At 70.9% G+C, this 15886-nt stretch carries 12 protein-coding genes; 4 read left to right on the top strand and 8 right to left on the bottom strand.

Translation table 11 applies throughout. The features are described 5' to 3' along the window. Nucleotides 1-47: 47 nt before the first annotated feature. Entirely contained in the window at nt 48-1412 is a 1365-nt protein-coding gene (locus OG524_RS14485; protein WP_405810534.1) for an LCP family protein, read from the bottom strand. A gap of 327 nt (nt 1413-1739) precedes the next feature. Here OG524_RS14485 and OG524_RS14480 point away from each other — a divergent pair, with 327 nt between their 5' ends. Next, on the top strand, nt 1740-2762 hold the full coding sequence (locus tag OG524_RS14480) for a glycosyltransferase family 2 protein (protein WP_405390404.1): 1023 nt from the start codon (nt 1740-1742) through the stop codon (nt 2760-2762). 70 nt (nt 2763-2832) lie between these two features. On the opposite strand, the gene OG524_RS14475 is transcribed toward OG524_RS14480, so the two are convergent. The 4 genes from OG524_RS14475 to OG524_RS14460 form a co-directional block, all read right to left on the bottom strand. Beyond that, the gene (locus OG524_RS14475; RefSeq protein ID WP_405390405.1) at nt 2833-4506 is read right to left on the bottom strand and encodes an LCP family protein; all 1674 of its coding nucleotides are present in this window, start codon (nt 4504-4506) and stop codon (nt 2833-2835) included. A gap of 64 nt (nt 4507-4570) precedes the next feature. Beyond that, complete coding sequence (locus tag OG524_RS14470; protein WP_405390406.1) at nt 4571-6340, bottom strand: LCP family protein; 1770 nt, start codon at nt 6338-6340, stop codon at nt 4571-4573. Between the two features lie 223 nt (nt 6341-6563). Then, the gene (locus OG524_RS14465) at nt 6564-7988 is read right to left on the bottom strand and encodes an LCP family protein (RefSeq protein WP_405810531.1); all 1425 of its coding nucleotides are present in this window, start codon (nt 7986-7988) and stop codon (nt 6564-6566) included. 176 nt (nt 7989-8164) lie between these two features. Continuing rightward, on the bottom strand, nt 8165-8917 hold the full coding sequence (locus tag OG524_RS14460) for a TIGR03089 family protein (protein ID WP_405810529.1): 753 nt from the start codon (nt 8915-8917) through the stop codon (nt 8165-8167). Nucleotides 8918-9056: 139 nt separating this feature from the next. On the opposite strand from OG524_RS14460, the gene OG524_RS14455 reads away from it, so the two are divergent. From OG524_RS14455 to OG524_RS14445, 3 genes are all read left to right on the top strand, one after another. Continuing rightward, nucleotides 9057-10478 (top strand): peptidoglycan recognition protein, encoded by a 1422-nt coding sequence (locus OG524_RS14455; RefSeq protein WP_405390410.1) that lies wholly within the window; start codon nt 9057-9059, stop codon nt 10476-10478. A 78-nt stretch (nt 10479-10556) separates the two neighbouring features. Continuing rightward, nucleotides 10557-11648: a sugar phosphate nucleotidyltransferase gene (locus OG524_RS14450; RefSeq protein ID WP_405390411.1), complete on the top strand. Its 1092-nt coding sequence runs from the start codon at nt 10557-10559 to the stop codon at nt 11646-11648. An 81-nt stretch (nt 11649-11729) separates the two neighbouring features. Continuing rightward, a complete protein-coding gene (locus OG524_RS14445) occupies nt 11730-12728 on the top strand; it encodes a DNA-3-methyladenine glycosylase family protein (RefSeq protein ID WP_405810527.1) in 999 nt (332 codons plus the stop codon). Nucleotides 12729-12757: 29 nt separating this feature from the next. Here OG524_RS14445 and OG524_RS14440 read toward each other — a convergent pair whose 3' ends face one another. The 3 genes from OG524_RS14440 to OG524_RS14430 form a co-directional block, all read right to left on the bottom strand. After that, nucleotides 12758-14080: a coenzyme F420-0:L-glutamate ligase gene (locus OG524_RS14440; protein WP_405390413.1), complete on the bottom strand. Its 1323-nt coding sequence runs from the start codon at nt 14078-14080 to the stop codon at nt 12758-12760. Continuing rightward, nucleotides 14077-15033, bottom strand: a complete 957-nt coding sequence (gene cofD, locus OG524_RS14435; RefSeq protein ID WP_405390414.1) for a 2-phospho-L-lactate transferase — start codon at nt 15031-15033, stop codon at nt 14077-14079. The genes OG524_RS14440 and cofD overlap by 4 nt, the downstream gene beginning before the upstream one ends. A 102-nt stretch (nt 15034-15135) precedes the next feature. After that, on the bottom strand, nt 15136-15636 hold the full coding sequence (locus OG524_RS14430) for a cysteine dioxygenase (protein ID WP_405390415.1): 501 nt from the start codon (nt 15634-15636) through the stop codon (nt 15136-15138). Between the last annotated feature and the right edge of the window lie 250 nt (nt 15637-15886).

Here is a 15886-nt window from a genome sequence, read left to right as displayed (position 1 = left end):
AACGGACCGTCCGCCGTCCCTGCGCTCACAACGACCCGCTGAACCCGTTACGGGCAGACCACCTGGTCGCCTGTCACCGTGCCGAACTCGCCCCGCTGTGGGTCCTCGGCCTTGACGCGCCGCACCTTCGTGAAGTCCGAGCCCGCCGTCACCTTCATCGTCCCGCCCTGCCCCTTCACGGCCTTCAGCTCGCAGCCGGGCAGCGCGGTGGCCAGGGACTTCGCCGAGCGGTCCCATCGCGGGTCGTAGGTGACCAGCGTCCGCTCCCGGTCGCCCGGGCCGCCGTTCAGTGGGGCGCGGGTGGTGTTGAAGCCGGTGCCGCGCAGCGCCGCGTCCACGGTCTGGCCGAGCCCGTCCTTCGGCGTCCCGTTGTAGACCTGCACCCGGATCTGCTCCGGGGCGACGCCCACGACCGTCGCCCTGGGCTGCTTCGGCAGCTGCGGGGCGAGCGGCTCGTCCTCGCGCAGGGCCCGGAACAGCTTCTTCGACCTCTTCGTGTCCCACTTCACCGTGGAACCGATGCCCTTGACCTGGAAGCCACCGTCCTCGATCGGTACGGAGGCGAATTCGGACGAGGCCGGGGTGAAGCCGCGCATGGCCTTGCCGAGCTCCAGCATCTGCTCCGTACCGAACCCCTTGTCGGCGCGCACGGAGTCCAGCATCGACGAGGTGACCTGCTGGAACTTCATCGGGTTCATCAGCACACCGCTGCTGGTCGTCTGCTTGATGAGGGCAGCCATGAACTTCTGCTGGCGCTGCATCCGGCCCAGGTCTGCCGCCCCGTCGATGTGCCGGGAGCGCACGTACTGCAGGGCCTGGCCGCCGTCCAGCCTGTGGGTGCCCGGTGTGAGGTTCAGGCCCGTGTACGAGTCCTTGAGCGGCTTCGCGGTGCAGATCTCCACCCCGCCCAGCGTGTCGACCGTCTTCATGAAGCTGGTGAAGTCGACCTCCAGATAGTGGTCGATCTTGATGCCGGTCATCTGCTCGACGGTCCGCACGGTCAGATGCGGGCCGCCCTCGGCGTAGGCGGCGTTGAGCTTCACCGGGTGGGGGGAGTGCTCCTTGCCCGTCGTCCGGTCGGTGTGCGCCGGGATCTCGGCGTAGCTGTCACGCGGCAGGCTGACGACGCTCGCCCGCTGTTTGTCGGCCGAGAGGTGGACCAGCATGAGGGTGTCGGTGCAGTGGCAGGGTGCGCCGCCCAGCCGGTACTTCTTCCTCTCCGCCTTGGTGATCCTGTCGCGGCCGTCGGTGCCGACGAGCAGGAGATTCATGCCGTGGCCGCCCTGGGGACGGTTCTTCATGTCCTTGAACGGGTCGACCCGGTCGATCCCCGTCTCCAGGCTGCTCACCACCGCGTGGCCGATCCCACCGGCGCCGAGCACAAGCACGGAGAGCCCGGTGGCCACCCGCATGCCCCACCGGGGTGGCGTCTTCCGGCCGCCGGACCGGCCTCTGCCGCTGCCTGCGGCCCCGGACCGGCGTGGGGATCTGCGCTGTGGGGGAGCGGTGCGGGGGTGCGGTGGACGGGGCGATCGGTGCGGCGTGGGCACGAGGGACACCTCCGCGGTGCGAGTAGGACTTTCGCACGGTAGGCCCATACGATCTGCGGACCGGGAGGAGACCTGGCGGCGCGCGCCCGTGTCCCCCATTCGCGGTAACGTGGCGGCCGAATCCGCCGCCTCCTGGGGTGCGAAAACCCCCGGAACCCCTGGCACCCCCGAGGACCCCCTGAGGACCACATGTCTGCCGCGCAGTACCCCGCCGTCTCCGTGATCATGCCGGTGCTCAATGAGGAACGTCATCTCAGGAACTCGGTCCGGCACATCCTGGAGCAGGAGTACGCCGGTGAGATGGAGGTGGTGATCGCCCTCGGTCCGTCGACTGACCGTACGGACGAGATCGCCGCTGAGCTGGTACGGGAGGACTCCAGGGTCCACACGGTCCCCAATCCGACCGGCCGTACGCCCGCCGCGCTGAACGCCGCGATCAAGGCCTCGCATCACCCGATCGTGGTACGGGTCGACGGCCACGGAATGCTCTCCCCGAACTACATTGCGACCGCGGTCCGCCTCATGGAGGAGACCGGCGCGCAGAACGTCGGCGGCATCATGCACGCCGAGGGCGAGAACGCCTGGGAGGACGCCGTCGCCGCCGCGATGACGTCGAAGATCGGCGTCGGCAACGCCGCCTTCCACACCGGCGGCCAGGCGGGCCCGGCCGAGACCGTGTATCTGGGCGTCTTCCGCCGCGAGGCACTGGAGCGGGCGGACGGCTACAACGTGGAGTTCATCCGCGCCCAGGACTGGGAGCTGAACTTCCGCATCCGCGAGTCCGGCGGCCTGGTCTGGTTCTCGCCGGAGCTGAAGGTGCAGTACCGCCCCCGCCCCAGCATCCGCGCGCTCGCCAAGCAGTACAAGGAGTACGGGCGCTGGCGCCACGTCGTGGCCCGTTACCACGCCGGCTCGATCAACCTGCGCTACCTGGCCCCGCCGGCCGCCGTCTGCGCGATCGCGGCGGGCGTCGTCGTCGGCGCGGCCGTCACCCCGTGGGCATTCGTCGTGCCGGCCGGGTACGTCGCGGCCATCGTGGCCGGGTCGCTGCCCGCGGGCAAGGGCCTGCCGCTCAAGGCCCGCGCGCAGATCCCGGTGGCGCTGGCCACCATGCACATGTCGTGGGGCTACGGCTTCCTGACCAGCCCCCGCTCGCTGGCGAAGAGGGTCATCGCGAGCCGCCGCCCCGCGGTCCGGGAACAGACGGTCTGACCGTCACAGGGGAAGTACGTGAGAAGGGGCCCCGCCGTTTCCGGCGGGGCCCCTTCTTCCGTGCCGGGCGTCAGAAGGTGAAGTTCGGATTGACCTTCATGCACGCCTTCTCGTCCGCACCGTTGAGCGCGCCTGCCGACTCCGGTGTCTTCTCCTCGACGGCCTTGGCCGGGTACGCCCCGTCCTCGCGCCAGTCCGCACCCACGGCCAGCACGATGCCCGACACCGAGGTCGACTTCCGCACCTGGGACACCGGGACACCGAGCGCCTTGGCGACCGCCTGCGCGTCGCCCTCCATATCCGCGCTCGGGTAGAGGATGCCGGTCCGGTCGGCCGCCTCGACGTTCTGGGAGTCGACCGACGTCTTGGCGAACCCCGCGTCCGTCAGCAGGTTCTTGACCGTCGTCGCGCGGCCCTGAGCCGGACCGAGACCGTCCGTGCCGGTCGCGTTACGCACACTGACCGGGATCTCGGCGGCCGGCGCGGCGACGTCCTTCGTGACGGTTGTCTTGCGCTTGGAGGCCTTGCCGTCCAGCGGGATGTCCTCACGGATCATCCGGAAGACCTGCTCGGCCTCGTCGGGCTTGGGGAACACCCGGCCGCTGAGATTGCCCGTCCCGTAGACGTTGGGCATCGTCGTCATGGTGATGCGGTCGGTCGGGGCCTTCTTCAGCTCCTCCGCCAGGTCGTACAGCTTCTTGACCGTGTCCAGGCCCTTGTCGACCGTCAGCGCGCTGGTGGCCGCCTCGGCGAGATTCATCAGCTTTCCGGGATCGGTGAGCTTGGTGCCCTTGCGGAGCTCGCGCACCATCGAGTTCAGGTACTGGTGCTGGGCCTTCGCGCGGCCGAGGTCGGTGTTGTCCTCGAAGCCGTAGCGGGTGCGGAGCCACTGGAGGGCCTGCTCGCCCTTGACGGCGGTGGTGCCCTCCTTCAGCTTCAGCCCGGAGCCCTTGCCGTCACCGGTGTGCGAGTAGACGTTGGCGTCCACGCAGACCGGAACGCCTCCGACCGCGTCGGCCATGGAGACCACGCCCGCGAAGTCGATCATCATGAAGTGGTCGATGGTGATGCCGGTGAGCTCGTACCAGGCGGCCACCGTGCACCCCGGTCCGCCGCGGCCGAGGCTCTCGTTCGTCTGCACGGGCACCGTGCTGGCCGGGTACACCTTGTCGGTGTCCGGGTCGGTGCACTTCGGCATCTTCAGCATGGTGTCGCGCGGCATGCTCACGACCGAGATGTTGCTGCGGTCCGCGGAGAGGTGCAGCAGCATCTGCACATCGGCGAGCGGCGTGCCCCCGAAGTTCTCCTTCGAACCGCCGAGCTTCTGGTTGGCCTCGGAGTCACGGGCGTCGGAGCCGATGATCAGGATGTTCAGCGGGGTCTGACCGGCGGAGTTGGCCTTGTGATCGGCCATCGGCTTGTCGCCGAGGGTCAGATCCTCTTTCCTGATGTTGTCGTTGAGGTGCTTGTAGTAGAGGTAACCGGCGCCGCCGGTGCCGAGTATCAGCAGGGCGAGTACGGACGCGACCCAGCGCAGTACCCGCCGCTTGCCCCCTTTGGCGGCGCGCCGGCTGCGGCGGTTCGGACCGCCGTGACGATGTCCGCCCTCCGGCGGTTCGGACCGCTCGCGCGGTCCGTGGCCGTTCCGCGCGGACCGGCCGCCCGAGGCGTCGCGTCCGCCGTCGTGGACGCCGTCGTCCAGGCCTTCGTGCCGGACGCGCGACCGCGTCCCCTCCCCACGCATGCTGCTCCGTCCCACCGGGACCCCCCTGCTGCTCAGAAACTCGCTGGAGCGCGACGACCCGTAGTCACTTCGCGCATTCCGCCTTGTCGGCGCTTGCCTTCGGGATGTCCGGCGCCGTTGCCGGACCGGTGATGGGCACACCGGCACCATCGAAATCGGCTCCCAGGGTCAGCACCATCGCCTGAAGGCCTTCGGCGTCGGTGGTCCCCTGCTTCAGCGCCGTGGCGGGCAGCCCCATCATGTCCGCGAGCGCGCGGGCCTGATCCGCCTGGTTCGGCGCGTACGCCAAGGTGGTTCTGTCGATCTTCGCCGGGGCGTTCGCCTTGTTCGTGGACTTCGGCACGCCCTGCTCGGTCTGCAGCCAGGTGACGGTCGCGCCCGCGGCTCCGGCGATGTCCCCGCCGTTGAGCACGTCGACGCGTACGTCCTCCGGGGCCGCCCTGTCGCCCTTGAGTGCCGCCGCCTGCTTGCTCTTGGCGGCCTTCTCCTGCTTCTTCACCTCGGTCAGCGAGGTGTCGGCGCGCATCGTCGCGAAGAGCTGCTTCGACTTCACCGGGTCCACGACCACGGTGATGGGCTTCGGCTCGGCCGGGTTGTCGACCACGGGCATCGTGACGAAGCTGATGTTCTTCGTGTCGATCCTGCCGAGCTCCTGGGCGAGCGAGGTCAGCTTCTTGATCGACCCGATGCCCGAGTCGACGGTGAGCGCCTTCGTCGCCGCGTCCGCCAGCTTGAAGAGTTTGGTCGGGTCGGTCAGCGTGTCGTCGGACTTCATCTGCCGGATCATCGAGCCGATGAACTGCTGCTGCACCTTGATCCGGTCCAGGTCGCTCTGGTTCCCGAAGCTGTGCCGGGTGCGGACGAACGCCAGCGCGTCCTCGCCCTGGATCGTGGACTCGCCCGCGGGCAGTTCGAGGTGCGAGTCGGGGTCGTTCACCGGTTTGGCCAGGCAGACCTTCACTCCGCCGACGGCGGTGGAGAGGGTCTTGACCGCGTTGAAGTCGACCATCATGAAGTGGTCGACCGACAGGCCGGTGATCTCCTTGACCGTACGCATCGTGCAGCCGGGGTCGCGTCCCTCCTGACCGAGGCTGACGTTGAAGCGGACGTTCTGCGAGCCGGGTATGACCTTGTCCGAACCGTCCGGCTGCTTCGTGGTGCAGTCGGGGATCTCCGTCATCAGGTCCCTGGGGATGCTCATCGCCGTGGCGTTGGTGCGGTCCTCGGAGACGTGGAAGAGGATGTTCGTGTCGGCGTGGCCGGCGCTGCCCTTGTCGCCGTAGCCCTCGTTGCCCTCGCCGGTGCGCTTGTCCGTACCGATGATCAGGATGTTCAGCGGGCCGTCGGCGGCGACGCTCTTGCTGCCCGCGTCACCGACGTCGATGGTGTCCAGGTTGCCGTTGAACTTCTGGTAGAGCGCGTAGGCCCCCGCCGACCCGGCTACGATCACGAAGGCCATGACCCCGCCGGTCCACAGCAGGGCCTTCTTCCGCCGCTGCTTCGGGGACCTGCGCTTGCGGCGGGCGGCGGCCGGGTGCTCCTGGGCGTTCTGGGCCGGACGGCCCCCGCGCTGCCCCGGCACCTCGCGGCGGGGGCCACCGGTGCCGGGCTCCGCGCGATTGCCCGTACCCCGGCGTCCCGACCCTTCACGGGGGGCGCCGGAACGGGATTCGCGTCCGCTGCCTGAGTTATGGCGGTTTGCCGTACGGGAGGCCCCGGACGACTCTCTTCCGGAGTTGTTCAGTCGCAATTCGTAATTGCCGGTCTGCGGATTGAGTACCCACTGGTCTGCGGGGTCGATTTCGTCCGCCCGCCCACGGCTATGCGCGTCCACGGTTGCCTGAATCCTCCGTCGGTGCCACGCGAGGCGCCTCCCCCGGCACGGCGCTCGGTCCTTCGCTCCAGCAGTGCGCGGCCCGAGGTCCGCGCGCACCGGATCGCGTCACACTATCCGGCCGAATCGGCCATGGGTGGCGGGCGTGACATATTCCACGCTCCTTACAACCGGGCATTCTGTATATTCCGCTCCGATTGGCGCCGGTCACCCGGGAATTGCTTTACGAATCGCACAGGTCGTCCGCCGCATTCGATCCCGAATAGGTCGGAGCCGGGGTGGGGCTCTCGCTCGTACCGTCGGGCTCCTGACCGGAAGAATCCTTGTCGGAGCTGTGATCCGCCTGTGAATGCTCGCCATTGATTTCGTCGGCGGGGGCCACGGCGACGGGTTCGTCCTTACGCAGACGCTCGAACAACTGGTCCGCGTCCGGCTGGACCAGCTCGTCCCGGTTCGGGTTCGCGCGGTAGGGCTGCCGGGGCACGGTCAGGAACTGGACCTGCTCCGTCGGTACGTTCCGCATCCCGCGCACCAGGTCGTACAGATCCCTGAGGGAGTCCAGGCCCGGGTCCGTGGTGAGCGACTTGGTCGCCGCGTCCAGCACCGGGTAGAGCCGCGTCGGGTTCAGCAGGACGCCGTTGCTCTGCATCTTGTTGACGAGGGCACCCAGGAACTTCTGCTGGCGGTCCATGCGCTCGGTGTCGCTGCCGTCGCCGATCGACTTGCGGGCCCGTACGTAGCCCAGGGCCTGCTCGCCGTCGAGCTTCTGGCGGCCCGCGGGGAGCTTGAGATGGGCGTCGGTGTCGTCGACCGGCTCCTTGAGGCAGACCTCGACGCCGTCCACGGCGTCGACCATGTCCTTGAAACCGTTGAAGTCGATGACCATGTGGTGGTCGACGCGAATGCCCGTCATCTTCTCCACGGTGCGGATCGTGCAGGCCGTGCCGCCGAGCTCGAAGGCCCAGTTGAACTGGGCGAACTGCTTCCTCGTGGCCTTCCCGCCCGCCGTGTGGCAGCTGGGGATCTCGGCCATCAGGTCACGCGGGATCGACACCGCGGTCGCGCTCTTACGGTCGGCCGCGAGGTGCAGCAGGATCGTGGTGTCCGAGCGCTGGCTGCCGCCGTCGTCACGGCCGTACTTGCTGTTGTCGCCGGACCGGGTGTCGGAACCGATGAGCAGGATGTTCTGCGCGTCCTGGGCGATCGGGGTCGGACGCTCCTGCTCGTACGCCTTGAGTTCGGCCGCCGCACCGGTGTCCGTCGTGATGTTGCCGTCGAGCTTCTTGTACAGCCACCAGCCGACCCCCGCGGCGACCAGCACCAGGAACGAGGCGGCGAGGGCGGTCCAGCGGAGCCAGTGGCGCTTGCGTCCGGGGACGCCGGCCCCGGGCCGGTCGGCCCAGGTGTCGAATCCGCCGCCGTCCTGCCCGTCCTGCCCGTCCTTGCCGTCCCCGCCCTCGTCGTGGCTCTCGCCCTCGCCGCCGTCGCCCGCGGCCCCGGTGGCGGGGGAGTCGTCCTGTGGAGCGGGATCGGACTCCTCCGGCGGGGTGGCCCCGGAATCGTCCCGCGACCCGTCCGTCGGTCCGTCCCCTGCCGAGTGGTCGGGGCGGTCCGGGGGGCCGGCGCTGTCGCTCACGTCTGCGTCCATCCTTCGTTTTCGGCGGCGCGATGGGCCGCCGGTCGCAGGAGTAGACGGCTGAACCTCACGCTTGGTTGTGCATTCAGGCAGAGTGGTCCGTACCGCCCGATCATGTACCGCCGCGGAGGCTCAGTCCCGGGGGCTCGGCCCGCCGTGGGCCGGACGGGTGGACCTCAGGGCGCTTGTCATACCGCGGTGTTGGTGACCCGTTCGCTCTCGACGCGCTTGGCCAGCCCGTCCGCGTCCAGCCGGTCCAGGTGGCGGCACAGCACCACGGACCCGCCGGCGGCCAGCGGAGCGAAGAGCCCGGCGGAGAGCCCGTCCCAGGTGTCGTACGTACGTCCCGTCAGCAGCCTCGACCTCGGGGTGAGGCCAAGCGCCGCCGCGTCCTCACGGGCCCGCGCGACCAGCCGGTCCGACGTCAGCTCGACCCCGCCCACGGCGAGCGCCGGGGCCGACGGGTCCACCGGCGCGTACGGTGCGAAGCGGTCGCCCTGTCCAGGCACCTCCACCGAGTAGTCCGCGAACCCCTCGGGCGGCTGCGGGAAACGGCCGCCCAGCGGGCGCAGCGCCAGGGCCGTCCGCTCACCGCGGCAGGCACGTGCCCGGTCCAGGGAGTCCGGCCCGGTCACCACCAGATCGGCGGCCGCGGGGTCGCCCTGCACATCGGCGACGACACCGACCGAGGAGCAGGCCAGCAGCCAGACCGCGGACTGCCAGTGCGCGGGCAGCAGCAGGGCGAGCCGGTCGCCCGGCTCCGCGGCCAGGTCGCCCTGCAGCAGATTGGCCGTCTTGGCCACCCAATTGGCGAAGGTGGCCACCGACAGTTCGACGCGCTCTCCGGTTGCGTCGTCGTAGAAGGTGACGAGTGGACGGGCCGGGTCCGCGGCGAGCGCGGATCGCAGCAGGTCGGCGGGGGTGCGATCACTGACGTTCATCCGCGCAAGGGTACGCGCCGGGCGCGGACGCGGCGGGGCGCGAACGGTGTCGGGTACACCGGTCGGCAGACGGGGCGTCAAGTGGGAGCAACGTTCCTCCAGTAGCCGGAAATGCCGGAATCCGCCCAGGATTTCCTGTATGCATGCACTTCTTGCAACCTCCATCGGCGTCACCTGCGCGGCGGCACTCACCCTCCCGCTCGCCGCGCCCGCACCCGCCGCCCCCGCACCTGCCCCGGTCGCCCACGCGCCCGCGGCCCCCGCTGCCGAACCGTCGGGTTCCACGCAGTCCCTGCCCCTGCGGCCGCTCACCGACGCGGCCCCCCGGGCCACCGAGTCCCTTTCCCCTGCCGCACAGGGCCTGCGGCAGCGCGACGCGCACCGCTTCTCACTCGTCGGCGTGGTCTGGGACGATGCCGACGCCGAACTGCACGGCACCGTCCAGGTCCGGGCCCGCGCGACCGGCACCGCACGCTGGTCCGGCTGGCAGGACCTCGAGACGCACAACACCGACCACGCCGCGGACACCGGCAGCGCCGAACGCACGTCGGGCAGGGTCCGCGGCTCCACGGCCCCGCTCTGGGTCGGCGACTCGGACGGTGTCGAAGTGCGCGTACGGTCCGAGGACTCCGCACCGCGGAGCCGCGCCGGAGGCAGCGCGCCCCTGCCCGAGGGACTGCGGGTGGAGCTCGTCGACCCGGGTGACGATCCGCAGCAGCCGCCGACCACGATCACCCCGGCCACCGGCACCCCCGCCACGGGCACTCCCACCGCGGTCACCCCCGTGACCTCCCCCCAGCCGGGCGCACTCCCCGAGGCCGTGGGGCTCGGCCTGGCCGCCGCCGAGAGCTCCGCGGTCAACGCCGACCTCGCGCCGCTCGGAGCCACCGAGATCCCCGCCCTGAGCAAGGCCGAGTCGGAGGAGCAGGCGGTCGTCGCGGCGGGCGCCAAGCCGTTCGTCGGCCCGCGCCCCCGCATCGTCACGCGCAAGGGCTGGGGTGCCGACGAGAGCATCCGGGAGCGCGCCTTCGCGTACACCACGACCGTCAAGGCGGCCTTCATCCACCACAGCGCCACCGGGAACAACTACACCTGCTCCCAGGCACCCTCGGTCCTCCGCAGCATCTACCGCTACCACGTCAAGAGCAGCGGCTGGCGCGACTTCGGCTACAACTTCGCCGTCGACAAGTGCGGAAACATCTACGAAGGACGCGCGGGCGGCGTGACGAAGGCGGTCCTCGGGGCCCACACGCTCGGGTTCAACACCAAAAGCATGGGCATCGCCGTACTCGGCACCTACACCTCGAAGAACCCGCCGGCCGCCGCGGTGACCGCGATCGCCAAGCTCACGGCCTGGAAGCTCGGCCTGTTCGGCCGCAACCCGAAGGGAAAGGTCACGCTCGTCTCGGGCGGCAGCGGAAAGTACAAGAAGGGCGCCAGTGTGAAGCTCAACGTCATCTCCGGCCATCGCGACGGGTTCGCAACCGAATGCCCCGGAAGCCGTCTCTACAAGAAGCTGGGCACCGCCCGGACCAGCTCGGCCCAGTTGCAGGGCCGCTGACCGGAGGGCCTGCCAAGGACTGCATACACTGGCCAGCCGATACGAGGCCCGGCCCCATCAGGAAGCAGAGACGGCGCTGTGACAGAGGCAAGAGAAGCGATTCTGCTGGTCGGTGGCAAGGGCACCCGGCTGCGGCCACTCACGGTGCACACCCCGAAGCCGATGGTTCCGGCGGCGGGCGTCCCGTTCCTCACGCACCAGCTGGCGCGTGCCCGGGCGGCCGGGGTGGAGCACATCGTGCTCGCGACGTCCTACCTGGCGGAGGTCTTCGAGCCGTACTTCGGTGACGGTTCGTCACTCGGCCTCTCCATCGAGTACGTCACCGAAAGCGAGCCGCTCGGTACCGGCGGAGCCATCCGCAACGTGGCGTCGCGACTGACCTCGGGCCCGGACGAGCCCGTCCTCATCTTCAACGGGGACATCCTCACCGGGCTCGACATCCGGGCCCTGGTCGCGTCGCACGCCACGTCGGGGGCGGACGTCTCCCTGCACCTCACCAGGGTGGAGGACCCGCGCGCCTTCGGCCTCGTACCGACGGACGCCACGGGCAGGGTGACGGCCTTCCTGGAGAAGCCGCAGACACCCGAGGAGATAGTCACCGACCAGATCAACGCGGGGGCGTACATCTTCCGCCGCTCGGTCATCGACACCATCCCGGCCGGCCGGCCCGTCTCCGTGGAACGCGAGACGTTCCCCGGCCTCCTCGCCTCCGGTGCCCATCTCCAGGGCATGGTCGACTCCACCTACTGGCTGGACCTCGGCACCCCGCAGGCGTTCGTGCGCGGTTCGGCCGACCTGGTCCTGGGCCGCGCACCGTCCCCGGCCGTCCCGGGCCGCTGCGGCGACCGGCTGGTCATGCCCACCGCGTCCGTGGCCCCCGACGCCAAGCTCACCGGCGGTACGGTCATCGGTGAGGGCGCCCTGATCGGCGAGGGCGCCAGGATCACGGGTTCCACCGTGCTCGCGGGCGCCGTCGTCGAGCCGGGTGCGGTGATCAGCGACTCGCTGGTCGGGGCAGGTGCCCGGATCGGCAGTCGTACGGTCCTCGCGGGCGTGGTGATCGGTGACGGCGCGCAGGTCGGCGCCGACAACGAGCTCCGCGACGGGGTCCGCGTCTGGTGCGGTGCGGTCCTCCCGGACGCCTCGGTCCGCTTCTCGTCCGACCAGTGATCCGGCCGGTGATCCGGCCGGTGAACGGTCCCCTTCGGCCGTACCCTCGATAGGCACCCCCGACGACCGAGGACCTCACCCGTGGCAGGACGCTTCGTACCCCGCACCACCGCCGTGCCGCACCAGCAGCCGGCGGTCCCGGACCCGTCCGCCCCGCCGCTGGAACGGACCTGGACCCCGCCCGGACCGCTCGACCTGCGGCTGGTCCTGAGCCCTCTGCGACGCGGCCCGGCGGACCCCACGTACCGGGCGCTGCCCGACGGTTCGTTCTGGCGGGCCACTCGCACCCCGGCCGGGCCCGGCACCCTGCGCGTCGCGGCGGCCGGGGACGGACGGATCTCCGCGGCGGCCTGGGGCCCCGGCGCGCAGTGGCTCCTGGACGGGCTTCCCGGGCTGCTCGGCGCCGGCGACGACCCGGACGCCTTCCGCCCGCGCCACCGCCTGGTCGCCGCCACCCTCCGGCGCAGGCCGGGGCTGCGCCTGCTGCGCACCGGGCTGGTCATGGAGTCCCTGATCCCGTCGGTCCTGGAACAGAAGGTCACCACCGACGAGGCCTACCGCGCATGGCGGCTGCTGGTCCGCACCTACGGAACCCCGGCGCCCGGCCCGACGGACGGACTGTTCGGCACGTACGGCCTGTACGTCATGCCGGACGCCAGGACCTGGTCGCGGATCCCCTCCTGGGAATGGCACCGGGCGGGCGTGGACGCCAAACGCTCGGCGACGATCCTGCGCGCGGTCCGGGTGGCCCGCCGCATGGAGGAGGCGGCGTCGATGGAACTGCCCGAGGCGACGGCGCGGCTGGAGCTGATTCCCGGCATCGGTCCGTGGACGGCGGCCGAGACGCTGCAGCGCTCGAACGGCGCGGCCGACGCGGTCACGGTCGGCGACCTCCACCTTCCCGGCATCGTCGGGTACGCCCTGGCGGGCGACCGGAGCGCCGGTGACGAGGAGATGCTGGCCCTCCTGGCACCGTACGAGGGCCAGCGTCACCGGGCGACGCGCCTGATCATGCTCTCGGGTCACACACCGCCGCGCCGTGCCCCGCGCATGACGCCCCGCGACATCGCCCGGTTCTAGGCGGCGGGCGGGCCGGAGCCCCCGCGGCGTCACCGCACCGCGATGAACGCCCCCGCGTCCCGTGCGCCCCGCTCCTTCGGCGCCCGCGCCGCGTGTCCCACGGCCACCGCGCCCAGCGGGTCCCAGCTGTCCGGCAGGTCCAGCACCTCACGCACCACGTCCCGGCAGAACATCGTCGAGGACACCCATGCCGAGCCGAGCCGTTCACCGGCGAGTGCCACCAGGAAGTTCTGCACGCCCGCGCCGGCCGCGACCACGAACATCTCGCGCTCGGCGGTGTCCCGTCGCGCGTCCCCGTAGGTGTGCGACCCGTTCATCACCAGGCACGGCACCGCCAGATACGGCGCGTCGCGCAGGACGTCGCCCCGCCGCACCCGCTTGGCGACCGACTCCTCGCTCCGGCCGTCCCGGCGCAGGTCCGAGATCCACGCGTCCCGCATCGCGTCGAGCAGCCGGGTCCGCGCGTCCGCCGACTCCAGCAGGACGAAGCGCCACGGCGTCGTGTGGTGCGGGGCCGGCGCCGTCACGGCGGCAGCCACGGCGCGCCGTACGGCACCCGGGTCCACCGGCTCGTCGGTGAACTCCCGCACCGTCCGCCGCAGGTGGAGCGCTTCCCGTACCGCCTCGGACGTCCCCAGCCGGAACATGTCGTCGGCCGCGGTCCGCACCATCGCCCGCGCGCCGTCCGCGGAGTCCCCGGGGGCCGCCACCACATGGGGCAGACCCCGGACCACCGCGACCGGCAGGCCGGACGCCTTGCCCTTCACCAGGTCACCGGCCGAGGCCAGTTCGTCGGCGGTGGCCACCACGGTCGCGCTGAGCGGGTTGCCGTACGTGTCCGTACCGCCGCGGAGGTCGTCGAGCACCCGGACGCCCGCCGCGCCGATGGCGACATCGGTCAGCCCGTTGCGCCAGGGGCGCCCGAAGGTGTCCGTGACGACGACGCCGACCTCGACCCCGAGGGTGTCCCGCAGCCCTTCCCGGATCGTCCGGGCGGAGGCGTCCGGGTCCTCGGGCAGCAGCAGGACCGTGCCGGCGGGGGTGTTGGAGGCGTCGACACCGGCCGCGGCCATGACGAGTCCCTGCCGGTTCTCCACGATCCTGAGCGTCCCGCGGCGGGCGACCACCCGGACTGTCTCGGCGTCGATGGCCGCTTCCCGGTCGGCGGCCTCCACGATCCGGCCCTCCGCCTTGGAGACGATCTTCGAGGTGACCAGCAGGACATCACCATCCACCAGACCCGGCTCGGTGGCGGCGATCAGCTTCGCGAGGTCGTCCCCGGCCCGCACCTCGGGCATCCCGGGCAGCGCCCACACCCGGTACGAGGGTGCCTCGGCGGCCGGCCCGCTCATGCCCGGACCTCCTCGGCCAGCGCCAGTGCCTGTCGCGCCATCTCGGCGGTCGTGTCCACGTCCGTCATCATCAGCGGGACGGCACGGCAGCGGATCCCCGCGGCCTCCACCTCGGCCACGGTCCCGGCGTCCACGGTGTCGACGAGCCAGCCGTCAAGCAGGCCCGAGCCGTAGTGCCGCGCGACGGCCGAGGCCGTCGACTCGACGCCCACGGCGGCCAGCACCTTGTCGGCCATGCCCCGCACGGGCGCGTCACCCACGATGGGGGAGAGCCCCACGACCGGCACCCCGGCCTCGGCGATCGCCTCGCGGATACCGGGCACCGCGAGGATGGTGCCCACCGACACGACGGGGTTCGACGGGGGGAAGACGATGACGTCGGCCCCGGCGATGGCCTCCAGGACGCCCGGTGCGGGCTTGGCCTGCTCCGCCCCGACCGGCACGATGGCCTGCGCCGCGACGGAGGCCCGCATCTTCACCCAGTACTCCTGGAAGTGGATGGCCCTGCTCTCGCCGTCGACGTCGATCGCCACATGCGTCTCGACGCGGTCGTCGGACATCGGGATGAGCCGGACCCCGGGCTTCCAGCGGGCGCAGAGCGCCTCGGTGACCGCACTCAGCGGATAGCCCGCGCCGAGCATCTGCGTACGGACGATGTGGGTCGCGAAGTCGCGGTCGCCGAGCCCGAACCATTCGGGCCCCACGCCGTACGCCGCGAGCTCCTCCTTGACCTGGAAGCTCTCGTCCGTACGCCCCCAGCCCTGCTCCTCGTTGATGCCACCGCCGAGGGTGTACATCACGGTGTCCAGGTCGGGGCAGACCTTCAGCCCGAACAGATGGATGTCGTCACCGGTGTTGCCGATCACCGTGATGTCCGCTTCGGGGGCGGCCTGTTTGAGGCCACGCAGGAAACGAGCACCACCGATACCGCCGGCCAGAACCACAATGCGCATGCAACCAGTCTGTCAGGCGAAGCCTGTCGGTTGTGGGGCGGTGGTGGGCGACGGGTGGGACTGTCAGGCGAAGCCTGTCGGTTGTGGGGCGGTGGTGGGCTGTCAGGAGGGTACGACGTCCAGGGCGGACGGGGCGCACTGTGCCGCGTGCATAGGCATGTCGGTCAGGCCGGGGTAGTAGATGTGCAGGCTGACGGCCGGTTCGAGGGAGTCGTTGACGACCTCGTGGACGTATCCGGGGGCGAAGACGCGCTGCGCGCCGGTGTCCAGGGTGCGTGTCCCGCGCTCGGTGCGTTCCGTCAACTCGCCGTCCAGCACGGTGAGTACACCGCAGGACAGGCCGTGGTCATGGCGTCCGCTGCCCTGGCCGGGGACCCAGCTGAGCAGCCACACCTCGTAGCCCGGGCCCTCCTGCAGCCGGTGGTACCAGCGGGTGGTGGTGTCGTACCGGACGAGCGGGGCCCAGTGGGCGCGGTCGTCCGTGATGGTGCGGGCGAGTCCGACGAACTCGGCCACGGTGGAGGGATGGGGGCGGGCCGGCTGGAGGAGGTGCTGTACCTCGAGGATGTCGCCGGCGATCTGGAGGTCGCTGTCGCTGTTCATGGGTGCGGTGGTTCCTCGGCATGGGGATGCGCGTGCGGGGGGTGTCGCGGAGAGCCGGAATGCGGTGGAGAAGGCTGGATCAGAGCTGGAGCGCTACGGGCTTCAACAGCTGTGACAGCTGGAACAGCAACAGCGGGCCTGGACAGCCGTACGGAACCCACGCATGGGGGTGGCGTACATCGCTGCGGTCGCTTGCATGCAGTCAAGGAGACCGGCTCGGCCTGCCTCCTGTCAACCCAATGCCCGATTT

The organism is Streptomyces sp. NBC_01520, from assembly GCF_045040375.1.
Taxonomy (GTDB): domain Bacteria; phylum Actinomycetota; class Actinomycetes; order Streptomycetales; family Streptomycetaceae; genus Streptomyces.
The sequence above is the reverse complement of the archived record's forward strand: the minus strand, read 5'-3'. Positions and strand labels throughout refer to the sequence as shown.